Raw genomic sequence first — 22,013 nt, forward strand, 5'->3', positions numbered from 1 at the left:
AACTACTATTTAACTCCTAACTTTAGTAAGGAATCTCCTGCTTGAATCTTTTCTATTTCCGTTTTTTTGATGCTATATTTATCATAATTTGTAACAACAACTGGTGTTGTCACAATATAACCCGCCTTTTGAATTTCAGCTATATTAAATTCGATAAGTAATTGCCCTTTTTCTACTCTTGCTCCTTGTTCAATATGAGAAGAGAAAAATTCGCCATTTAATTTCACAGTATCCATTCCAATATGGATTAAAATTTCAGCACCTGAATCCGCCGTAATTCCTACCGCATGATTTGTTGGGAACAGCGCAGAAATCGTACCTGAAACTGGTGAAAACAACTTTCCTTCTGAAGGCTCAATCGCAACTCCTTCACCTAGCGCACCTGATGCAAATGCAGCATCGTCAATATTTTGAAGCGGCATAACAGCGCCATGGAAAGGGCTAAAGATTACTTCATCATCGTTTGATGCAGCGATTTTATCAATTGTTTCAGCTGTTTCTGTAGATGTTTGTTTTTTCGTAAAACCAAATAAGTAAGTTAGAACAAAACCTACTATTAGAGAAACAACTATCGAAATAATTGCTCCCCAAAATCCAGCTGTAATCCCATCTTTCGGACTAATAAATGTCGGAAGCGTAAATATACCAAGTCCACCTGTCATATAAACTTGTGTACCAAATACGCCAAGTATTGCGCCGCCAATGCCTCCAGCGATACAGCTCATAATAAACGGCTTTTTAAGAGGAAGTGTAATCCCATAAATTGCCGGCTCTGTAACGCCGAAAATACCTGAAATAAAAGCTGGAATGCTAAGTGTTTTTAATTTCTTGTCTTTCGTTTTCATCCAAACACCAAGCACAGCACCAATTTGAGCAAATGAAGCGGCAAATATAAGTGCTAATATCGGATCCACACCGTTTACTGCTAAATTGTTATAGCCAATCGGAACAACGCCCCAATGAAGGCCAAATATGACAAGTACTTGCCAGAAAGCACCGAGTAAAGCACCCGCTACTAATGGGCTTGCATGATAAACCCAAAGCGTCGCCTGTCCTAAAAACTGTCCTGCCCACGTCGCAATTGGGCCAATAACGAGAAATGTAACTGGTACAACGATTAATAATGTGAAGAATGGTAATAAAAATGTTTTCACAACATCTGGAATCACTTTCTTTAACGACTGTTCTACTTTTGCTCCAAAATAAGCAGCGAGAATAATTGGAATAACAGATGATGCATAGTTCATTAAAATAACTGGTATTCCTAAAAACGTAATATGAATTGGTGATTCAAACATCGTTCCTGCAAATAACGTATATAATGGCTCACTTGCTTTTAAACCGGATAAAGCCGGATAAACTAAAGCTCCTCCAATCGCCATACCGATGAATGGTGATCCCCCGAATTTCTTACTTGCTGTATATCCAAGGAAGATCGGGAAGAAATAAAATAACGAATCGCCAACTGCATTTAATATTTGATACGTTCCTGATTGTGTACTTAACAAGCCTAACGCTACAAATAGAGCATTAAATCCCTTAATCATCCCAGTTGCAGCTAACACACCTAAAATAGGAGTGAAAATGCTAGAAAGAATATCTATAAGACTACTCTTTTTCTTCTCACTCGCATTTTCTTCCTCTGTTTCTTGAAACCCTCCAGCAGCAATAACCGCTTTATATACGTCGGATACATGGTTACCAATTACAACTTGATATTGTCCACCGCTTTTCATAACAGTCACAATATCTTCCATACTTTTCAGTACTTCTGTATTTGCTTTCCCCTCATCTTTTAACTGAAATCGTAAACGAGTTATACAATGTACAACGCTATGTATATTTTCTCTCCCGCCAACATTCTTCAGTATGTCTTTTGCTAATTTTTCATACTTCATAGTAACTTTCCCTCCCTACAATCATCCCATTTATTATTTTTTATAAAAGAAAAAACCTAAACTAACCTTAACGGCGTGATACATACGAATCACTCCATTACAAGTCAATTTAGGTTTTGCCTGCCAAACAGTAACAATCCCGTTTATTCAATTACATAATTCATTGCGTTTCGTTACACGATGAATGTGCAACGTCAAGTACACCTTTTCATCTTTTGAAAGATGACTATTATGTGCTTTTCGTAAGTATGCTTCGATTTTTTCTGTACAACAATATGCCTCTTCATACTTACTTTTCACTTGCTCGTATAAAAAATCATCATCAGCCGAGTTCAATTCCTTCTGCATTAAACGCTGCGCAAAATATCGTAAGTGCGTTACAAAGCGGCTATAATTAAATGAACTTTCATCTAAGTTCATCTTATAGTGGTACTTTACAACATTTAAAATATCTTGGACGATTTTCGTCATCGCTACCGTTTGTTGCATCGCCGGCTCTCCTTGCTGCGCATTCACGAAATGCAAGGCAATTGACCCTGCCTCATCTTCAGAAAGTGTAAACCCAGTCTCTTCTTTAATTATGTTCAAAGCTTGTAGACCAATTTCAAACTCTTTCTGATAAAACCTCTTAATCTCCCAAAGCAAAGTATTTTTGAGATCCATTCCTTCTTTATGCCGAGTTAAGGCGAAACTTAAGTGATCCGTTAATGTAAGATAAATATAATCACTTAAAGTCCCCGGCAAAACAGTCTTAGCAAACTGAATAATTCTCTCTGTAATCTCTAAATTTTCTACAGGAATTTCAGTTAGCAACCTAGCAAGTTTCTCTGATAATTCTTTTGTTTCTAGCACAAAGGTCTTTTCTATCTTAGATTCATCAATCGCATCGCCGACTTTTTTCTGAAATCCCAAACCTCTGCCCATCAGTACAACTTCTGTCTCATTATCCTTCATCGTACAAACAACATTGTTATTTAAGATTTTATGGATCCTCATATTGTTCCGCCTTCTTCTTCTTCTTAAAGTCACAAAAGGTAATAAAAAAACCTAAACTGATTCCAAAAGCCACACTACACCCGTAGCCTCTAGATCAATTTAGGTTTTGCCTGCCGAACAGTAACAATCCTTTTACTTATTAACTTACCTTTATTATACACAAAGAGTAAGCGGTTGCAATGATAAATTATTGAATATTTTTTTACAAAGAAAATACTAACCGTTAATCAGCTGTTGCTTGAATTCATTACAAGACTAGTTATATACATCATTATATTTTACAATTACTGTAGGTAACTTACATATTTCACCACATGTATCACTCTGAATAATCAAACATAAATATCGATAAAATTCCATATAGACCCATTAATGGTTAAAATGTTATAATAGAACTACCCTACATAGTTACTCATATTCATACTGAGGAACTAGCGTCTTATTAAGCAATGCGCATAAATTAGATAAAAAAGACACTGTTTACAGTGTCTTTTTTATTTATATTCTCATGGAAAATATCTCTTTTATACACAAAATCTATTAACCGAAGAAGGAGACTATCATATGGAGCATCCTGTAGCCAGAGAACTGCGGTTCATACGTGTATGCCTTATTATCTTGATCATTGTCATTGCATTTTGGGATCGTGAGAAAACTGTGGAAATCACTGACCATGGTAGTGATCCTAGCTTAAACATTAGCAATATGACCCAAGTTGGAGATAATACATTTGCCTATAAAGACGACTCGAATCAAATTAAAATATTTAAGTTTGACCCAGATACAAATGAAATAAAACTAATAAATGAATTTTATGCTAACGAATATTAATGAAATTACATTGGACAAAAGGCACCTCAAGGTGTCTTTTTTTATTTTCAAAAGGACCTGCTCATGTTTATACGTCAAAACATAAAGTAAATGGAATCCGTTAAAAAACACGAGTGACCCTTTGTTTTCCCCTCTTATTAAAGGAGGAACTATTATGGGATTTGGTGGTAGTTGCGGTGGAGGCTGCGGTTTTGCTGGAGGATTTGCATTATTAGTTGTGTTATTCATTTTATTAATCATCGTTGGAGCTTCTTGCTTCTGCTAAAAAACTATTGGAAAAGACACTCTTATATGGGTGTCTTTTCTTTGTAAACGAAAGAGTATGAGAAATGGAGCCTTTAGCCATAATTATGACTAAAGGCTTTTTGTATACAACTTAAAAAGGAGCTGACTTTATGGAGCATAATAAAAACGGGATGCTTGCTTTAATCGTTTTATTTGTAGGACTAGCTTTTTTTGTTTTCGGTATGGTTTATCATTTATGGGGAACGGTTTAAAAACAAATAATAATTCATTTAAGAAAAAGTACTCGCATGAGTACTTTTTTTAAGATGTCATGTAAAAACATTCTAAACTTACTTACATGCATACAATCATCAATGATAGTTATATAATTGATAATGTTATAAATTATCAATCTATTTTTATATAATTTGGAAAGGAGCTAAAAGCTAAAAATGTTAGAAATCATTTTTATTGCTGTATTACTTTTGTGTAGCATCACTCCCATCTTTATCGAACGAGGTTTGACGAAAAAAAATGTAGTCATTTTACTGATCAATTATGCATTCTTATTTGCCACCATCATTGTAATTGGCGCAAACTGGCGTATGATCCCCGCCTATTTCTTATTGTTCGTTTTAACATTACAAGTTTTTTTGAAACCAAAAACTACAGCCGTTTCTAAAAAGTTAGTGATGAAAGTTTTAAAAGGTTTAGGAATTATCGTAACCGCTATCGCAATGTTTACATTACCTTTACTTTTTCCGATCTTAACACTCCCTGAGCCTACTGGAAAATATACAGTAGGAACGAAAGCTTTTCATTTAATTGATACAAATCGAAAAGAAACCACTGTACCAAATAATCATGGAAATCGTGAGTTAATGATACAAGTATACTATCCTGCCGAAAAAGGATCTGGGAACCCTTCTGCCTATTTTAAGAACATAAACGAGCTGGCTGAACAATTGGCAGTAACAAACGGTGCTCCGTATATCGTAACGACACATTTAGGGCTGACCAAAACACATTCTTATCAAGATGCTACGCCACTTCAAGCTAAAGAAAAATTCCCCCTCCTCTTATTCGGCCATGGAATGGGATTATACGGTCAACAAAATACATTCCAGTTAGAGGAATTAGCTAGTCAAGGCTATGTCGTAATCGCTCTTAATTTCACAGGATACGCAGCAACAACGATTTTCCCTAACGGAAACCGTATAGACTCTATACCAATTGAATATACACCTACTGCCTTAAATACCATAGTTGAAAAATGGGAACAGGATACTACTTTTGTTTTAAACGAAGTAATAGAAGGTAATTTCGATAAAAGTTTTAAAACTATCGCAAACTTAATTAACTATGACAAAATCGGAATGTTCGGTCACTCTTTTGGCGGAGCAACTTCCGCACAAATGTTAGTAAAGGATGCGCGTATTAAGGCTGCAATTGATATGGATGGCGGATTGTATGGCGATCCAATGCCTAAAGACGGTCCTCAAAAACCATTCATGTTGATGAATGCTGAAGCTACCATTCATTTTATGAAAGAGGCTGAGAATCAAAAGATAACCGGAACCCAAAATGAATTATTGGAAATAGTCTATTTAAGAAATAAAACGATTGAAAAACCTGGCGTATACACAGTAGTAATTCCAAAAACAAACCATACTAGTTTTACAGATTTAGCAGCATTTTCACCTATTATTAACGAACCAGACGAAGATGTAGCGGCAAATTATACACTCATTAATAAACTAGTAACTAGCTTTTTCGATCAAAATTTAAAAGGGATAAACCAAAATCATTTAGAAGAAATTCAGAAGCAATATCCTGACCTTCCTCTCATGAAACATTAATAATCTTTTCCTAGTTATGTAACCCCTCCTTATACTTGAGGGGTTTCTGCTTTCACACAATTATAAAAAAAGGCCCCATCACTGGGGCACTCAAAAAATAATATAAGTAAATGAATTAAAACAAATAACAGACAACTAAAATATATAAGATTTAAATTATATAATCCATATATATGCAATATTACATAAAAATATTTACTATTACATGCTATACTAAAAAAGGAATCGAAAATCGCTATTTTCTTCTTAGTTTTAAAGCAATATGGATATATACCTTCTTGTCGCATTTGGATTGTACTAGCAAAAGAAGACATCACAGTTGATGTCTTCTTTTCTTATATTTTTATGATTTTTTTGAGTTGATGCTCTCCAATCAAGGAAAGATGTTGGGCGTCTAGAATAAGTTGCCGTTTGTTAAAAAGAAAAAATATTGCTTTTTGAAAAAAGTGATAACATATATTTCTTTCTCTTTGTTCAATGTAACCTTATTTTTCTAACAATAAGGCTATAGTTTGATTCCCTCCGTTGCCAGTTTCGCCGGAAACATCATCGTAAATTTCTTTTACAGTAAACCCTACAGCAGTTACCTCTTTGATGAATAATTCTTTTGTGAAGAATTGATACCAAATGTTGTAAGTTTCTATTTTTTCATCGGTTACCACTGTTGTTTGTTCTAATGTTACTCTATCAGGATATTTGAGATTTCTCCCGATAGCTAAATAGCAATCCTTTGACCAGAAACCACCATTTTCATTCATACTCCAATATTGTTCTTCCTTGAACTGATCAAATTTATTTTGAGAGAAAACATCCAATAACAACTTTCCACCATCCTTCAGACTGTTCCAAATGTTAAAAAGTAATTTACTACGATTTTCAGGCGCAAGAGCACCATAATCACAATATATCAATAGGGCCAAGTCATACATATTTGAATCATTTAATTCCAAATAATTTTCATAGCGATATTCAATATTATAATCTAACTTTTTTGCTTGTTCTTTAGCGTAACGAATTGAGTTTTCAGAGAAATCTATCCCTGTTACTGTATAACCTTTTCTAGCTAATCGCTCACTATAAAGGCCTGGACCACAACCTAAGTCTAGTACTTTTTGATAAGATGTTTTGGGAGCGATTTGTTGGATAAAATCAATAGATTTATCAATAAACTGAAAACTCCTACTAGCTCCTTCCGTATCAGAGCTTAAATGAACTTCTAATAATTTTTTAGCAATATAAGGATCTTGCCAAAAAACATTATCAGTTTGTTCGAATCTTGAAGGTACCTGCAATTGATTTAATAAATTATTCATAAAAACTTCCTCCTAAAAATTTTTAAACACAAAAAAACCGCAGAGTTTTACTCTGCGGTTAAAAAAGAGAACAAGTCCGTAGAGTAAAAAAATCAAATGGGCATACCGAATAAACACATAAAAATGCGTATTTCAGTTTGCTTCAAATTGATTTATTTACTCTTTTCCAGTCATAACAAAGTTCACGAAAATCAAACTTCTGCTATGCCGAACTTCTTCACCTATCCTTTTAGTGTTTGTATAAATATAACAGACTATAAAATACGAGGTCAACTACTAGTTTAACCCATTATTCAAGGATATGGCCCGATTGTTGAATGGAATGACTTGCATTTTTAAACAACTTTTTACATGGAGAGTTTTTTATGAATAGAAACATATTAAATCAAGAATGAAAAATGTATATTCAATTCTATAAAAATAGTGCGCTACTCCAATTGGTCTTGTTTCAAAAACAGATGCTACCAGTTCATCGTCTATACTAAATTATCATCTGTAACATTGAAGAAATTTAATTTACTTGATATGAAAATGAAGAAGAACTTTCCTTACGAAAAGAACTCATATGAATTTTTAAAGAGGATGCAAAGATGCATCCTCTTTAATTTACCTTCCGTCCGAAAAATGTAAAAACAAAAACATCTTTTGTCCATTTTCCTTTCCCATACATATAAAATACGAATCCACTAATGCTAGTTAGTATAAGAAGCACAACGAAATATATCCAATTTTTGTTATTACCATTCTTTAAGCTATCTATAATTTGCTCCTTAGTATTTCCCATATAAACACATTTTCCGTATCTACTAGGTAATTCTTTTATTACCTTTCCCTCTACTAATCCAAGTACAACTACATTTTCTTTATTTTCTACTGCTCTAAATGAATAAAAGCGTTTTTTTCCATCTGCTAACTTTGTAGTATTCGCCTGAATATCATTTATTCTTGTTGAAATGACATTCTGACTATTTAATTCCATAAATGGCGTTTCAAGAGACAGATTTTCTTTATTTATTAATTTTAATTCTTTATTTCCAATATGTATTGGTTCATTATAAAAAGCTGTTATTTGGCCGTTACTCCATAACGAACGATTGGGTGCAGAAGTCTGTGTATAATATGTCGTTTTTTTCTTTTGAATTCGATTCACTACCGCATACCCATCAGCAAGTAGCGTTTCATCTCCTGTTACATGTTCAGAATATACCTCTCCCCTTACAAAGTATATACCGTTTTTAACCTCTTTATCGCTTAAAATCATCTGTACATCACCGAGTTCATTCCAGACTAAAAAACTATTTAAACTCTTATACCCATAAAAAAGAAATACCATTAATAAAATTGTAAACAATGCCCCTATTTTAATTGTTGCCTTTTTATTCACTGGTTGTTATTCCCCCATATGCTACGAATACTTTCATCTTAAAATTATAATTAGAAATATTATTCATGTACATATATTAATCCTTTTTCCCTAAGCTAACTTTGCTACTCCCTATTTAAGTAAACGTCAAATAACGCTAAATCTACACACTTATTTGTATTTTGCTCTTCCATTTCAGCCAATAATAAAGCTGGTGAAGCGTTAAGTTCTGTTTTCCGCACCGGACAACTGAAATATATACACCATAATATCATATAATCTGCATATATGCAACATTACATAAAAATATTTACTATTACATGCTATACTAAAAAAGGAGTCGACAATCGTTATTTTCTTCTTAGTTTTAAAGCAATATGGATATATACCTTCTTATCGCATTTGGATTGTACAAGCAAAAGAAGACATCTTAATTGATGTCTTCTTTTCTTATATTTTTATGAATTCCTTTGAGCAGATGCTCTCCAAGCACGAAAAGATGTTGGGTGTCCAGAATGAGCTCTTTGCTTTGTAGCAGCAACAGCTGGTTTTTCTTCAATAGTCTTTGGTTTCTCTTCCACAATCGCTGATTTTTCTTCAAGAGTAGTCACAGCTGTTTGTATTTTTTCCAACTGCTCTTTTAAAGCTTGCTGCTCAATTTTTAAATCCGTAAGTAATCGTAAAATCATTTCAGAATTGGCCATAAAGATCCTCCTTCCCCCAATACACAGAATAAAATACAATATGTCATCAGCGTAATACCCGTGACAAAAATAAGGTCGTCAACTCTTTTAAAATCTAAGCTCCTTTTATTTTTCAAAAGGACCTGCTCAAGTCTATCCGTAAAAACATAAAGTGAATTAAATCCATTAATTAATGGTCTTTAGGGAAGGAGGAGTTAATATGGGCTATGGCGGTACTTGTGGCGGTGGCTGCGGTTTCGGCGGCGGATTCGCTTTACTAGTTGTACTCTTTATCTTATTAATCATCGTAGGAGCTAGTTGTTGGGGCGGCGGATTCGGCTGCTAAGGGGAGGCACTCTTGAGAGTGTCTTTTTTTGTGTGTTTTTAGATGTACAGCCCCCCTCGAAATTCGCACATTTTAAAATTGACATAGCACTTCATGCACCATATACTGTTAACAACAGTATACTGTCATTAACAGTATAAATCTTAATTCATTCTAGGAGGAAAATCCATGAAACATACAGGAAGACATACAGGTGCATTTCTTTTGTTATTTCTAGCTAAGGGAGATAACTATGGCGGGCAATTATTGCAAAAGTGCGAGGAAGAACTTCCCGTCAATCCAATCGATAGCGCCATTTTATATCGTACGCTAAAAAAGTTAGAAAACGAAGGTGCAATCGAATCTTACGTAAGTACAGATTATCAAGACAAACCGAGAAAGATGTACAAAATTACGCCTGCTGGAAAGGAACAATTGGCAGAATTTCAAATGGACATTGAAGAAAAAATGAAGAACTTATCCTTTTTCATAGACAAATATAAAGACTTAAAGGAATCCAATCATGATTAACGGCGTGATCCTTTACACTTTAGCCATTATTCTTACGGGGATTTCTTTTATGAAAGACCGCAATAAAACGAAAGATGCTCTAATGAAGTCGTGGAAAATGTTTCGCAATCTTCTACCTGCGATGCTTTCCATTATGCTTTTCGTTGGCTTATCGCTTTCTATATTAACGCCGTCTTTCATCTCTTCTATTATTGGGGAGCAATCTGGATTTCTCGGCATTGTTTATTCAGCGATACTCGGCTCCGTTGCACTTATACCCAGCTTCGTCGTATTCCCACTTGGTAATACGTTAGTACAACACGGCGCAGGCCTTCCTCAAGTTGCGGCACTTATGTCTACACTCATGTCAGTAGGGCTTACAACATTACCGATGGAACAAAAGATATTCGGGCGAAGCTTTGCTTACGCACGTAATGCATCTGCTCTGCTCATGTCCCTTCTATTCTCCTATATCATTTGGGTGGTGATGGTATGAAGGAACTAAAAAGATATCGCTTCTTTTTCATTTTACTACTGGGACTCTTTGCTTTAACCTTTATAAATCAATCTTTAGGATGGAGCGCTTTACAACTAACAGGGAATAGCATTTTAGATATGTTGTTTCTCCTCCCACCTGTTCTACTATTTGTAGGATTGCTTGATCAATGGGTGAAAAAAGAAACGCTCATGAAATATATGGGCGAAAAATCCGGCGTATACGGAATCTTATTCTCTCTATTATTAGGCGGCATTGCAGCTGGTCCTCTCTACGTTGCCTTCCCAATCGCAGCACTACTCTTACAAAAAGGCGCCAGCATTCGGTACATCGTATTTTTCTTAGGCGTTTGGACAACTGCGAAATTGCCGATTCTCGTGTATGAATTCTCTTCATTTGGAGCTACTTTTACACTTATTCATGTTGGTTTCGGTTTAGTATTCTTTTATGTAATGGGGATTGTGTTTGAGAGGTTTTATGATCAGGGGCAGTTGCTAAAGTATGATGTTACGAAAGAAATGTAAAAAGACATCTTTAATAGATAAAGATGTCTTTTTTTGAACCTTAATTCTCGTTCTGTAAAACCCTCGCTGCCGTTACTCCCTGTTTCTCTTCTTTTAAAAACAACGATACGATAAATGCAACAATGATAAAGACTAGCCCTAATGTAAATGCACCTTGGAATCCTGATGTTAAACCGTTTAACTTTTCTACTGGGTCCATTGGATTTGCGGAGCTTTCCATATAGCTAGCTGTTCCTGAAGACATTTTCGAAATAAAGATAGCTGTACCAATTGCGCCAGCTACTTGTTGCAACGTACTAAACAGTGCTGTTCCGTGCGGATATAAATCTGGTGTTAATTGATTTAAGCCATATGTTTGTGCTGTCATGACAAACATGAGTCCAACCATTAATACGCTATGCATAACGATAATTTGTACCATTGATGTGTCAGGAGTAATGCCTTTAAATAAGAACATTGCAATCCCTACTAACACAATGCCGGGAACGATAATAACTTTCGGACTAAATTTATCAAATAGTTTACCTGCAATTGGTCCCATGATGGCGCTAATAACACTTCCCGGAAGCATGATAATTCCTGATTTAAAAGCTGTAACGAGTAACACTGTTTGCAGGAACATCGGTAATAACGTCATCGTTGAAAATAACGACATCATCACAATGACGATTAATCCTACTGATAATGTAAACATCGGAACTTTAAATGCGCGTAATTCTAAAATTGGATTCTCAATTTTTAATTGTCGAACGACAAACATACATAATGAGATAAGCCCAACAAGTAAAGTGCCGTACACTTTCACATCGGACCACCCTAAGTCACCTGATGCACTAAAGCTATACACAAGCCCACCAAATCCTAATGTCGATAAAAGGATTGATGGATAATCTACTTTTGGTCTTGTTAACTCTGAAACATTTTGAATGTACTTCATCCCAATCATAATGGAAATGATCACGATTGGAATAACAATGTAGAATAACCAGCGCCAATTTAATGAATCCACAATTACTCCAGATAATGTAGGTCCAATTGCCGGAGCTGCCATCATCACAAGTGCAATTAATCCCATTGTGGCACCACGTTTTTCAGGCGGACAAATGATTAAAATCGTATTCATTAATAACGGTGTAATTAATCCCGTCGCTACAGCTTGGACGATACGGCCGACTAATAAAATGGAAAATGTCGGTGCGAATCCCGCTATTAATGTACCGGCTAAAAATGTTACCATAGCGATCAAAAACATTTGTCTCGTTGTGAGCCATTGCTGAAGTAACGCTGTAATTGGGACTAAAACCCCAACTACTAACATGTAAGCTGTAGAAAGCCATTGAATTGTTGAAGCTGTTACGCCAAATTCTTTCATTAATACTGTTAACGCATTACCAAGTAACGTTTCGTTTAATAATGCGACCATTGCCCCTAAAAGTAACGCAATTAAAATCGGGGTATGTTTCATATTAGAAGTATCAACTTTGCCACTTACAGGGCTCTTAGTTGTCATATTCATTTGCAGATTCTCCTCCTGTTTCTTACTTAAAAAACTTTAAATACACCGGAACACATGTAATATAATATACATATGTAGATTAAAAAGGGAGAATCAATTGTCAGCCACTGTATACTTAATCTACAAAAAAGGAGAATTGTAGATGAACGGTAATGAAAAACAACTCGATTTACGTATTAGACGTACACATAAATTACTATGGGATTCCTTATTTGAATTAATGACGCAATCAAAACAGAAATATAGTACGATCACGGTTAACCAAATATGTGACCGCGCGATGGTACACCGAACAACCTTTTATAAACACTTTGAAGATAAAGACGCTTTATTAGCATTTGGATTTAAACGATACAGCAAGATGATTGCGGGAATACCCGTTTCAGATCGATTAAGTAAACCATTTCAAGTAATGGAACAATTCCTACACCATGAAGAAATCGGTAAAATATTAGAGACGCAAATGTCTGATGAACAATTTATTAACCGGACACAGTATTTAAGTCACGAAACGAGAAAACAAGAAATAGAAGCGTTACATCAACTTTGCAAAAATCATACGATGCCAAATGATTTAATCATTGAATTTTATTCAGGGGCAATCACCTCATTAAGCGCATGGTGGTTTAAAAATGAAAGAAAAGTTTCTGCGGCTGAAATGGACCAATATCTCCACCAACTTATTAACCGGGATATTTTTCAGTTTGGAGAGGAATAACTTCACCATCAAAAAAAGGCTGTTTTATAAACAGCTTTTTTTGATGGAATAAAACGTCGATAAATTTAAGTTACAAATATTCAGAATTGGTATTAAAATATAAAATGGGGATAGGGGTATGGGATTTAAAATTTTATACATAACGAGGGAATAGAAATGAAACTACAATTAAAAGCGGATTTAGGGCTACTACTAGTTACCTTCTTTTGGGGTGCATCCATCTTACTTACAAAGGTTGGACTCGAAGGCATAGAAGAATATAATTTGATCGCATTACGATTTATTATCGCCTTTCTTTTATCAGGTTTAATATTTTACAAACATTTATTCAAAATCGATTTTAAAACTGTAAAATATGCATTTATACTCGCTTCTGTCTTATTTATCGTTTACATTTTTGCAACTTTCGGTACAAAGTACACGAGTGTTTCAAATGCTGGTTTCTTACTATGCCTCACAGTCATTTTCATTCCGATCTTATCAGCTATATTTTTAAAACACATTCCAGAAAAGAAAGTTATAGTAGGCATCATTTTAACGATAATAGGAATCGGCTTATTAACATTAACGAGCGAATTCAAGATCGGTAACGGCGACATATTTTGCATACTGTCAGCCTTATTTTATGCCATTCACGTCATCATCACTGGTAGCGTAACGAAACACGTAAATTCAATCGCACTTGGAGTCATACAACTCGGTTTCGTCGGCCTATTTAGTCTTATTTTTTCATTTATTATCGAAACACCAAAACTTCCTAGCACAACCAACTCATGGCTCATCATCTTAGCCTTAAGCATATTCTGCACAGCAGTCGCATTCATCGTGCAAGTTATCGCCCAGCAATACACGACGCCTACACATACAGGCCTTATCTTTTCATTAGAACCTGTCTTTTCCGCAGGGTTCGCTTTCGTTTTCACAGGTGAAACGCTTACCGGGAAAGGATATTTAGGGGCGACACTTATATTAGTAAGTGTGTTGATTGCTGAGGTGGATTTTAAGGGGTTGTTGCGGGTGAATTATAAGAAGAATATGGAATAGTTATTTCGCTAAAGTACATAAACATACCTGGAAAATATTCGTTTGTATTATTTTCACCCTCTTCCCTTAATTGTTTTAGATGCTACCTTCGAATAAGGTAGCATCTAAAATATGTTACAAGGAATTATTATATTTATGTAGCCTGCATAGTTAACCTTTTCTACATTACTTACTGCACATAGTCATACAGATTTTTCGCTAACAATAAACAAGTTACTGTAATGAAAAGAGCACGAACATACCCACTTCCTTTTTTTATAGCAAATTTGGAGCCAACGACTCCTCCAGCAATTTGAGCAATCCCCATTATAAAACCATACGCATAGTTTACTTGCCCCACATACATAAATATTAACAATGCACCAACATTACTTCCTAAATTAAGAAACTTCGCATTACCTGCTGCTTTTAAAAAATCATACCCAATAAATAAAAGAGCAAACATTAAAAACGAACCTGTGCCAGGCCCTAGAAATCCATCATAAAAACCAATAGCAAAAATAAAAAAGGTAAAAATAATGACGTGTCGACCAGATAATTTCTTATGAGTAGAAATACTGCCCCAATCCTTTTTAAATATCGTATAAATAGCGACTGCACCAAGCATTACCAGCATCAATGGCTTCAGTACTTCTGGGTTCATTAAATGAACGGTCCATGCACCTACTATAGAGCCTATGAAAGTGATTGGAAATAATTTCAAAGCCGATTTCAAATCAAGATTACCAGAACGATAAAACACAATATTACTAGTTGCACTCCCCATTGTTGATGCTAGTTTATTCGTGGCTACCGCACTTGCTGGATTCAGCCCTGTAAATAATAAAGCTGGTAAGGCAATGAGTCCACCGCCACCTACAACTGAATCAATAAATGCAGCCACAAACCCAAAAACAATCAAAATAATTAATATAGATGGGTCTAAAGAAAACTCCATACTATTAACCTCCCCTTTAGTCACTATTGTAATAGTAACTATCAATTTGCTAAATGTAAAGAGTTATTGTAACGTTGAAATATAAAAGCAAACATCGGAGGACGAAAAAAGTGGACTACATCGTACAACAGCTTAAAAAAATGGGTTTTAATGAATATGAAGCTAAATCTTATGTATCTCTTGTTAAACAGGGGCCTGTCACAGCCTACCAAGTGAGTAAGGATTCAGGTGTCCCAAGAGCACGAATTTATGAGATTTTGGGTAACCTTGTAGAAAAAGGAATTGTCATGAAGGAAGAAATAAATGACACCACTCGCTATTCACCTCTACCTGTTGAAATCTTTTTACAGAAAGCTCAATCAGAATGGCAGTCTACTTATGAAGGAATCAGTGATTCATTAAAAAAACTCGAAACTTCCGAGGAAAAAACGGATAATCGAGTGATTACTTTAAAAGACAACAAAACAATCATTAGCTATTGTCAGACATTAATAAAAAAAGCAGAAAAACGTATTGTCATTTCAATGTGGGATGAGATGTATGAAGCATTAAAAGAGGAACTATCTGCGGTAGCTGATAAAGTTACAGTACAAGGTATTACCCTGCATGTTGAAAATCCAATTAAAAATCTAGAAGCCCATCGTATCACACCCTATACAGAAACTCTTTCTACAGAACATTGGTTTATTTTATCCATAGATTCTAAAGAGATGATTTATGGACCATCACTTGAAGAGCGTAATATTGCTTTTTATACAGATGACCCCGTTCATATATACTTATTAGAGGATTACGTATGGCATGATGTTTTAGTAAATCGCCTTGTCCGACGCAGCCAAGATGATTTGGAGCAATGGATCACTGCAGAGAGACAATCTTTCTTTATGGGGAAATAAGGAGTATATGAAAAGAATCAAAGAATTTTAGGCGCGACACTTATATTAGTACGTATGTTGATTGCTGAGGTGGATTTTAAGAGGTATGTGGAGTAGGTGTTTTTTAGATAGATGAACATACCCCGGGGAAATAATTTTTACTTCTATTTTCATTCTCTACATCTAAATAAAAAGACACCAATTGGTGTCTTTTTTTACATTTAATGAGATAAACGCTTCTCCCACTCTTTCACCTTTTCAATTGTTACATCTAATTTTCGAGCTACTTCTTCAAACTTTGATATTCCTATTACAGGTTAATTAACTATCTATACATTTTTCAAAAAGAATTTCCTAATTAAATTACCATTTTAAACCTTTTATATAGATATTCTATTATAATTAAAATTAAATAAAAAAATATGGATGGTGACAAATTTGACTAAGAATAATTTGACCGTTGAAACTATAAACAAAACTTTAGAATGGGGCTACGAAAAAGCTTTACATGGTTTACCTGGTACTGATAATATTTTTGAGCTAGCTGAAAGCTATCTTTCTAAAAATTCTACTGTTGATGAAGCAATTGATTCATTGATACGATGGCAAAATACAAAAGCTGCTACTTCCGGATTCTTAACCGGATTAGGTGGATTAATCACATTACCTGTGGCTATTCCAGCTAATCTTGCTTCTGTTTTATATGTTCAAATAAGAATGATTGGTACAATCGCTTACATGAGAGGCTATGATTTAAAAAATGACAAGGTAAAAACCTTAGTATTTGCATGCCTTGCTGGTCAAGCAACCTTTGATATTTTTAAAGGTGTAGGAATAAAAATTGGAGAAAAGTTGACAGAGCAAGCAATAAAAAAAATTTCTGGCGAAGTTATAAAAAGAATTAATCAGGCAGTAGGTTTTAGACTGGTTACTAAATTTGGAGAAAAAGGGATTGTAAACCTCGGAAAGACCATTCCTTTAATCGGCGGTATAATAGGTGCAACTGTAGATGGAATAGGGACCAATTCTATTGGAGAGATTTCTAAAAAAGTGTTTAATGAAAATCCTGTGGGAGATTTAGCTGCTTATCAAATTAATTAGTTTTTCAGTTTTAAAATTAATTTCATACAAAATAAAACGAATAAATAAGACGTTATCTTATTTATTCGTTTTATTTATTCGTTTTATTTATTCCAATTAATCCCCTTTCTCCACAAACCGCCCAAACTCCTTCAAAAACCTAAGCTTAAAACTCCCCACAGGCCCATTCCGGTGCTTCGCCACATGAATCTCCGTCATCTCTTTCTGCATCGTTTCCTTATCATAATAATCTTCGCGATACATAAGCATAATGACATCCGCATCTTGCTCAATTTGTCCTGTCTCTCTTAAATCAGATAAAAGAGGACGCTTATCTTGTCGTGCTTCTACCGAACGAGACAATTGTGATAACGCTACTACACAAACATTTAATTCACGTGCTAATAACTTAAGCTTACGAGAAATTTCACTAATCTCTTGAAATCGATTGCCCTTATGCTTCGGATCACCCGTAATAAGTTGCAAATAATCTACAATAACTAAAACCTTTTTATCATCGTGCTTCCTCTTTAACTTACGAGTTTGCATCCAAATATCTTGCACCGAAATGCCTGCATTATCATAAATTTCAAATGGTAATTCCCCGATTTCCGCAAACGCCTTACTCACCTTTTCCCAGTCCTCTATCGCAAAACGATGCTTCGGATTTTTCAGCCTACCTCCTGACACTTCACCTACGCAAGACGCCATCCTTTTTAACAATTGTTTACTACTCATCTCTAACGAAAATAGTCCAACTGCCGCTCCAGACTTCGCCGCATGCAATCCAACATTAAGCGCAAACGCAGTCTTCCCCATAGAAGGACGCGCACCAAGAACGACAAAATCACCTTCCTGCAATCCGCACGTCATTTTATTGAGCGATGTATAACCAGTCTCAATACCAGTAATCTCTTTCGCATCTTGATGAAGCTCTTCATATAAATCAACTAGCGCATCCTTCAAATCAAACTCACATACACAGTCCTTCTCCTCTAACTCACAAAGTGCCGTAATCGTCTCACCAATAATTTTCTCATTCTTCTCCGCAATAAGACGCTCTCCCATCTTGTGCCCGAGAACACCCGCCTGATACATTTTCCAGGCACCTCGAACAAGCCCCTCATAATAAGAGAAGTTGGCAGTTGTAGGCACACCATCCATTAACCCTATAAAATACTCCATTCCCCCGATTCCCTCTAAAAACTTCGGATCCACCCTAGAAATGAACGTCACAAGATCAATCGGTTGCCCCTCTTCTTCCATTTTTCGCATTAACTGAAATATAGACTTGTGCACTGACAGAGAAAAATACTGCTCCGTCAAACGGCACTCCTTAATAAGCTCTCCATCAATTAATAGAGAACCTAATACCGTCTTTTCCGCCTCCACATTTTGAATACTCATGGACGCCACCCGCGCTCCGCTAAAAAGCGCTGCAATTCTTCCTCTGACGGCGCATTCTTCTCCCACTCCTCACACCTCGCCAAAAACTCCTCCGTCTCCTCCGTACTAACAGACAACTCCTTCTTCCGAAACTTAGCCGTATCCGCCTCAACCTCACACACTTTCGTAAACCCTTTCCCGTGCCACCCACGCAGAATCCCCTTCACATAAGCAACCGTCCGCTTATTATTCTCAAACGCAATTTGAAGAGCCTTCAGCACAAGCTCCTCCGACAAATCATCCATCCACGCACTCATTTCCTCCACCGCAAAAGGAGACAAACTACCGAAATGTTGCTCATAAAAAGAAAACACGCGACTCCCCGCCTCTTCCTCTATAACCTCTTCTTCCTCTGTCTCCTCACAAATCGGCTCTACATCATCCATAGCCAAATCACCAGGCATACCGAAATGCGCTAAAAGCATCGGAACATTCAGCTCCTCCTCAGCGCACTTCTGAAGAAACATATGTACAAACTCCTTATTCTTCACACCCTTCAGCTCACGAAGAACACACTTCTCCACATTCGTATTCGTCACAGGATTATAACGAAGCCAATTTAAAACGAATAACTCTCGTGTATCTGCATCATAAAGAATCTTCCCATAATCAATGAAGCGCTGCACAAGCTTATCAACAGTCTCCCGATTATAACCAGTCTCCATCTCCGCTAACCGCTTCGGAAAAGGAAAAATCCCGCACTGCGTCGTCTTCGAACAAGTTAATAAGTAAACATAAAAATACCGCTCCTCCGGCGTCAAATCCAAAACAAAATCATCCTGCCAAAAATTCACCTGCACAGTACGATACACCGCCATCCCAATTCCTCCCGTCCTAATTCAAAAATGAAAATTTCCTCTTTGTACTATATATAGGAAGGAGGGCCGGGTTTTTGGCGTGTTATTTCAAAATTTTTTTCGACTCCTACTACGGTGTTTGTTGGTGTTTTTGTTTTGTTATGTTTTTTCTTAGTGATTTATTACTTGGTAGGGGCTTGTAAGGGGCTTAGGAGGGGCTATTTATCAGTTACTTCGATTAGAAAGACTCGATCTGAAAAGTTACCTCTTTCTTCTGCTTTCTTTTTGCGGATTTCGTTGATTTCTTCTAGTGTTGTGCCTATGAGAGAAAGATTCCATAAAGTTACCGAAAATAGAATGAATAAAGTTTTTGCTGATAGGAACTTAATAGAAGAAGTTATACTTACAGTATTTTCATTTGTAAATTTTAGTTATTCTATGGAATTTTTCTCCTTTAAACGTTTAATAATTCCTAATACTTCTTTAGTTTTCATTTAGATTACCTCAATCATATTTTAAGATTCTTAAATATTCTTTAATCATCTTTAAGAAGAGTAGAATCAATTAAAATCTTTTTTTATTTCTTTTCACAAAAAATACTATCCAAATTTAATAATTTGGATAGTATTTAAGAGTTATTGTTCCTTACTATTATTTACTTCATCAATCTTCTCATTAGGAAATTCTTTTTCGCTCAATAAAGCCATATCTTTGTTAAGTACATAAACAGTAGTTACTCTACCATCATCTTAAATATGACTATATCATTCTTTTTAAAAATAGACTGAGCTGTAATCCTAGCTTATCTTATAAGACATTTCGGCATAACTATCCTTTTTGATTCTTTATTGGTTTCTGAAATTAATATATTAGTACAAATCAAGTAATCTCATTCAAAAAATTCTTTTACTTGTTGGTACATATAATTTTTATTTAACCACAGAGCTTGCTTAACCATATAATTATCTGTCAAGATATCTTTCATATCCTCAGGTCTGTCCTTCCAAATTGCAGAACAGGGGAGCCGATCTGAATTTTTACTTTCATAATAATCCGACTGGTCAGCTGAAGGCCGAATATGAAGAATTTGAGGACCACTCACTTGGCTCGGCAGATTGTTCTCTATTTTATAACCCTTATTATTAGAAACACGTTTAAAGGTTAACTCGACACCATTAATGAGGGTTTGTTTAATTGTTTCCCATGTTTTTTTGACTGTACCCATGAGTTCGTCTTCTGGCATATACCAAAACTTTGCACCCTTAAATATCTCTCCTTCTGGTGTTTCCTCGTAAACGACTAATAAGAACTTTGTTGTGGAAAGATAGTCATACACTCGAGTGTCTTCCCAGTCAAGGTTACTAATATCTTTAATGAAGCTAACATCCGATTCAAGCTTAAATCCTTCAGTTGTGATTCTTTTTTCAGATATTTTTTCTCTCTGATTAGATTTTACGGTAACTGTTTTTACAGCAATTCCAGCCTTCTTAAACTCGTCTGTTTCTTCTAAATCACCTTGTAGATTAAACATTTTCTGCGCAATTAGCCGTGAACTTGCTTTGTCATTCTTTTTTTTGATTCTAACACCAAATTTTTCTGCTAAGACTTTTTTATCCATATTGTAGAACGGTTTAAACTGCTCGAGAATGATTTGTTCAAACGTTTTGTCTTTTAACTCGGATAAATCTTTTATTATATGCTCTTGAGTGCCAATTTGATTTGCATCGATTTTTTTATGTAATTCAGGATAGTCATTTTGATAAGAAGCATAAGTAGTTGAACTCTTTAATTCGCCCTGTACAATTCGCTTCGTAATTTCCTTCATGTACGCTGGTCTTAAAGAAAAAGCTCGTCTATGTGCTTTCTGATTACTGCACGGTTGTTTTGTTTCGTTTTCTTCAGTTTTACCTCCTTTTGTCACTGCTCCAAGGTACTGTGTCATGCCTTCGGAAATATACTCGGCCTTCCCCTGACGAATCATATCCATTATAATGTTCCAATCATTTTCAATGATTGCCCAATCATCATCTAATAAGTCGTTTAAATTAAAAAGAGTAGAGTGGGTCATTAAGAAATCTGGATAGGTTGGATATTCCTTTTCTTCGAATTGAAAAAAACTAACTGGATCATATTTATACAACATGAGTTCTACAAGCTTTGACTTTTTCAAAAAAGAAGAATCTTGAAAATCCTTCTTGTATTCTTCATTAAAATCAAAAATGTTAAGAACTAGTCTTTCTTTGGCACCCCAGGAATTTTCTTTTTTGAAAAATTTAAGTCCAGCACATTTGAGTTCTACACCTAGATTTTTAAAATCAGCTTCAGGCCGATTATTATTCGCTAACCCAAACCAATCTTTTTCAATCGCATTTCCAAGCCAACCTTTATTTCTTGGGCTAGCGTACCACTTATTTACAGTCTCCTGTGTGACAAGATCCTTTATCCTTTTACCAACAGCAGATTCACCACGTTCTTTTATTTCTCGAATTGTTTTATATTCTCTATCCATCGCTATCTCCTTAATAGAAAATCTTAATCTTTGGTGCAATTTTATTATAAATTACCTTCAACTTTTTG

Annotated in this window: 21 protein-coding genes and 1 pseudogene; 11 read left to right on the plus strand and 11 right to left on the minus strand. The window is 35.3% G+C overall.

The genetic code is table 11. The features are described from left to right. Positions 1-5 precede the first annotated feature (5 nt). Complete coding sequence (locus AC3WTI_RS13215) at positions 6-1,898, minus strand: beta-glucoside-specific PTS transporter subunit IIABC (RefSeq protein WP_098903330.1); 1,893 nt, start codon at positions 1,896-1,898, stop codon at positions 6-8. Between the two features lie 147 nt (positions 1,899-2,045). Continuing rightward, complete coding sequence (licT, locus tag AC3WTI_RS13220) at positions 2,046-2,894, minus strand: BglG family transcription antiterminator LicT (RefSeq protein WP_098903331.1); 849 nt, start codon at positions 2,892-2,894, stop codon at positions 2,046-2,048. 564 nt (positions 2,895-3,458) lie between these two features. Here licT and AC3WTI_RS13225 point away from each other — a divergent pair. The 3 genes from AC3WTI_RS13225 to AC3WTI_RS13235 all read left to right on the plus strand — a co-directional run bounded on the left by AC3WTI_RS13225 (position 3,459) and on the right by AC3WTI_RS13235 (position 5,809). Continuing rightward, a complete protein-coding gene (locus tag AC3WTI_RS13225) occupies positions 3,459-3,725 on the plus strand; it encodes a YmzC family protein (RefSeq protein WP_097840915.1) in 267 nt (88 codons plus the stop codon). Positions 3,726-3,879: 154 nt separating this feature from the next. Beyond that, the gene (locus AC3WTI_RS13230) at positions 3,880-3,990 is read left to right on the plus strand and encodes a YjcZ family sporulation protein (protein WP_000505681.1); all 111 of its coding nucleotides are present in this window, start codon (positions 3,880-3,882) and stop codon (positions 3,988-3,990) included. A 412-nt stretch (positions 3,991-4,402) separates the two neighbouring features. Next, on the plus strand, positions 4,403-5,809 hold the full coding sequence (locus AC3WTI_RS13235) for an alpha/beta hydrolase family protein (RefSeq protein ID WP_253621507.1): 1,407 nt from the start codon (positions 4,403-4,405) through the stop codon (positions 5,807-5,809). 485 nt (positions 5,810-6,294) lie between these two features. On the opposite strand, the gene AC3WTI_RS13240 is transcribed toward AC3WTI_RS13235, so the two are convergent. The 3 genes from AC3WTI_RS13240 to AC3WTI_RS13250 form a co-directional block, all read right to left on the minus strand. Beyond that, positions 6,295-7,122 carry a class I SAM-dependent methyltransferase gene (locus tag AC3WTI_RS13240; protein ID WP_097840911.1) on the minus strand — a complete coding sequence of 276 codons (828 nt, stop codon included), beginning with the start codon at positions 7,120-7,122 and terminating at the stop codon, positions 6,295-6,297. Positions 7,123-7,723: 601 nt separating this feature from the next. Beyond that, positions 7,724-8,506: a hypothetical protein gene (locus AC3WTI_RS13245; RefSeq protein ID WP_253621506.1), complete on the minus strand. Its 783-nt coding sequence runs from the start codon at positions 8,504-8,506 to the stop codon at positions 7,724-7,726. Between the two features lie 437 nt (positions 8,507-8,943). Continuing rightward, positions 8,944-9,189, minus strand: coding sequence for a hypothetical protein (locus tag AC3WTI_RS13250; protein ID WP_141539698.1), 246 nt, complete (start codon positions 9,187-9,189; stop codon positions 8,944-8,946). Positions 9,190-9,388: 199 nt separating this feature from the next. On the opposite strand from AC3WTI_RS13250, the gene AC3WTI_RS13255 reads away from it, so the two are divergent. The 4 genes from AC3WTI_RS13255 to AC3WTI_RS13270 all read left to right on the plus strand — a co-directional run bounded on the left by AC3WTI_RS13255 (position 9,389) and on the right by AC3WTI_RS13270 (position 11,023). Continuing rightward, complete coding sequence (locus AC3WTI_RS13255) at positions 9,389-9,514, plus strand: YjcZ family sporulation protein (RefSeq protein ID WP_000540385.1); 126 nt, start codon at positions 9,389-9,391, stop codon at positions 9,512-9,514. A 168-nt stretch (positions 9,515-9,682) separates the two neighbouring features. Continuing rightward, positions 9,683-10,024: a PadR family transcriptional regulator gene (locus AC3WTI_RS13260; RefSeq protein WP_000683201.1), complete on the plus strand. Its 342-nt coding sequence runs from the start codon at positions 9,683-9,685 to the stop codon at positions 10,022-10,024. After that, on the plus strand, positions 10,017-10,499 hold the full coding sequence (locus AC3WTI_RS13265; RefSeq protein ID WP_000606990.1) for a hypothetical protein: 483 nt from the start codon (positions 10,017-10,019) through the stop codon (positions 10,497-10,499). Before AC3WTI_RS13260 ends, AC3WTI_RS13265 begins: the two co-directional genes overlap by 8 nt. Continuing rightward, positions 10,496-11,023 carry a permease gene (locus AC3WTI_RS13270; protein WP_141525631.1) on the plus strand — a complete coding sequence of 176 codons (528 nt, stop codon included), beginning with the start codon at positions 10,496-10,498 and terminating at the stop codon, positions 11,021-11,023. The genes AC3WTI_RS13265 and AC3WTI_RS13270 overlap by 4 nt, the downstream gene beginning before the upstream one ends. A gap of 40 nt (positions 11,024-11,063) precedes the next feature. Here the strand turns inward: AC3WTI_RS13270 and AC3WTI_RS13275 are convergent, their stop codons facing one another. Further along, on the minus strand, positions 11,064-12,539 hold the full coding sequence (locus AC3WTI_RS13275; protein WP_097840907.1) for an MDR family MFS transporter: 1,476 nt from the start codon (positions 12,537-12,539) through the stop codon (positions 11,064-11,066). A gap of 142 nt (positions 12,540-12,681) precedes the next feature. Here AC3WTI_RS13275 and AC3WTI_RS13280 point away from each other — a divergent pair, with 142 nt between their 5' ends. Together AC3WTI_RS13280 and AC3WTI_RS13285 are read left to right on the plus strand one after the other, a co-directional pair. Then, a complete protein-coding gene (locus AC3WTI_RS13280) occupies positions 12,682-13,257 on the plus strand; it encodes a TetR/AcrR family transcriptional regulator (RefSeq protein WP_097840906.1) in 576 nt (191 codons plus the stop codon). A gap of 156 nt (positions 13,258-13,413) precedes the next feature. Further along, complete coding sequence (locus AC3WTI_RS13285; protein ID WP_000776044.1) at positions 13,414-14,301, plus strand: DMT family transporter; 888 nt, start codon at positions 13,414-13,416, stop codon at positions 14,299-14,301. 169 nt (positions 14,302-14,470) lie between these two features. Here the strand turns inward: AC3WTI_RS13285 and AC3WTI_RS13290 are convergent, their stop codons facing one another. Further along, positions 14,471-15,238, minus strand: coding sequence for a TSUP family transporter (locus AC3WTI_RS13290; RefSeq protein ID WP_097840905.1), 768 nt, complete (start codon positions 15,236-15,238; stop codon positions 14,471-14,473). A gap of 110 nt (positions 15,239-15,348) precedes the next feature. Here AC3WTI_RS13290 and AC3WTI_RS13295 point away from each other — a divergent pair, with 110 nt between their 5' ends. Together AC3WTI_RS13295 and AC3WTI_RS13300 are read left to right on the plus strand one after the other, a co-directional pair. Further along, positions 15,349-16,134 (plus strand): TrmB family transcriptional regulator, encoded by a 786-nt coding sequence (locus tag AC3WTI_RS13295; RefSeq protein WP_097840904.1) that lies wholly within the window; start codon positions 15,349-15,351, stop codon positions 16,132-16,134. A 408-nt stretch (positions 16,135-16,542) separates the two neighbouring features. Next, positions 16,543-17,214 carry an EcsC family protein gene (locus AC3WTI_RS13300; RefSeq protein ID WP_253621505.1) on the plus strand — a complete coding sequence of 224 codons (672 nt, stop codon included), beginning with the start codon at positions 16,543-16,545 and terminating at the stop codon, positions 17,212-17,214. A 96-nt stretch (positions 17,215-17,310) separates the two neighbouring features. On the opposite strand, the gene dnaB is transcribed toward AC3WTI_RS13300, so the two are convergent. The 4 genes and pseudogenes from dnaB to AC3WTI_RS13320 form a co-directional block, all read right to left on the minus strand. Next, positions 17,311-18,600, minus strand: a complete 1,290-nt coding sequence (gene dnaB, locus AC3WTI_RS13305) for a replicative DNA helicase (RefSeq protein ID WP_142305833.1) — start codon at positions 18,598-18,600, stop codon at positions 17,311-17,313. Next, the gene (locus AC3WTI_RS13310) at positions 18,597-19,457 is read right to left on the minus strand and encodes a DnaD domain-containing protein (protein ID WP_097840901.1); all 861 of its coding nucleotides are present in this window, start codon (positions 19,455-19,457) and stop codon (positions 18,597-18,599) included. Before AC3WTI_RS13310 ends, dnaB begins: the two co-directional genes overlap by 4 nt. Positions 19,458-19,654: 197 nt before the next feature. Continuing rightward, positions 19,655-19,756, minus strand: a pseudogene (locus AC3WTI_RS13315) (nucleoside triphosphate pyrophosphohydrolase); the annotation flags it as partial. A 569-nt stretch (positions 19,757-20,325) separates the two neighbouring features. Then, entirely contained in the window at positions 20,326-21,945 is a 1,620-nt protein-coding gene (locus tag AC3WTI_RS13320; RefSeq protein WP_097840900.1) for a MutH/Sau3AI family endonuclease, read from the minus strand. Positions 21,946-22,013 lie beyond the last annotated feature (68 nt).

Source organism: Bacillus sp. EB106-02-03-XG38, assembly GCF_058792175.1.

Bases quoted from the DNA above. Each gene is read 5' to 3' on its own strand.
- AC3WTI_RS13215 (WP_098903330.1), bottom strand. From the start codon at position 1,898: ATGAAGTATGAAAAATTAGCAAAAGACATACTGAAGAATGTTGGCGGG.
- licT (WP_098903331.1), bottom strand. From the start codon at position 2,894: ATGAGGATCCATAAAATCTTAAATAACAATGTTGTTTGTACGATGAAG.
- AC3WTI_RS13225 (WP_097840915.1), top strand. From the start codon at position 3,459: ATGGAGCATCCTGTAGCCAGAGAACTGCGGTTCATACGTGTATGCCTT.
- AC3WTI_RS13230 (WP_000505681.1), top strand. From the start codon at position 3,880: ATGGGATTTGGTGGTAGTTGCGGTGGAGGCTGCGGTTTTGCTGGAGGA.
- AC3WTI_RS13235 (WP_253621507.1), top strand. From the start codon at position 4,403: ATGTTAGAAATCATTTTTATTGCTGTATTACTTTTGTGTAGCATCACT.
- AC3WTI_RS13240 (WP_097840911.1), bottom strand. From the start codon at position 7,122: ATGAATAATTTATTAAATCAATTGCAGGTACCTTCAAGATTCGAACAA.
- AC3WTI_RS13250 (WP_141539698.1), bottom strand. From the start codon at position 9,189: ATGGCCAATTCTGAAATGATTTTACGATTACTTACGGATTTAAAAATT.
- AC3WTI_RS13255 (WP_000540385.1), top strand. From the start codon at position 9,389: ATGGGCTATGGCGGTACTTGTGGCGGTGGCTGCGGTTTCGGCGGCGGA.
- AC3WTI_RS13260 (WP_000683201.1), top strand. From the start codon at position 9,683: ATGAAACATACAGGAAGACATACAGGTGCATTTCTTTTGTTATTTCTA.
- AC3WTI_RS13265 (WP_000606990.1), top strand. From the start codon at position 10,017: ATGATTAACGGCGTGATCCTTTACACTTTAGCCATTATTCTTACGGGG.
- AC3WTI_RS13270 (WP_141525631.1), top strand. From the start codon at position 10,496: ATGAAGGAACTAAAAAGATATCGCTTCTTTTTCATTTTACTACTGGGA.
- AC3WTI_RS13275 (WP_097840907.1), bottom strand. From the start codon at position 12,539: ATGAATATGACAACTAAGAGCCCTGTAAGTGGCAAAGTTGATACTTCT.
- AC3WTI_RS13280 (WP_097840906.1), top strand. From the start codon at position 12,682: ATGAACGGTAATGAAAAACAACTCGATTTACGTATTAGACGTACACAT.
- AC3WTI_RS13285 (WP_000776044.1), top strand. From the start codon at position 13,414: ATGAAACTACAATTAAAAGCGGATTTAGGGCTACTACTAGTTACCTTC.
- AC3WTI_RS13290 (WP_097840905.1), bottom strand. From the start codon at position 15,238: ATGGAGTTTTCTTTAGACCCATCTATATTAATTATTTTGATTGTTTTT.
- dnaB (WP_142305833.1), bottom strand. From the start codon at position 18,600: ATGAGTATTCAAAATGTGGAGGCGGAAAAGACGGTATTAGGTTCTCTA.
- AC3WTI_RS13310 (WP_097840901.1), bottom strand. From the start codon at position 19,457: ATGGCGGTGTATCGTACTGTGCAGGTGAATTTTTGGCAGGATGATTTT.
- AC3WTI_RS13320 (WP_097840900.1), bottom strand. From the start codon at position 21,945: ATGGATAGAGAATATAAAACAATTCGAGAAATAAAAGAACGTGGTGAA.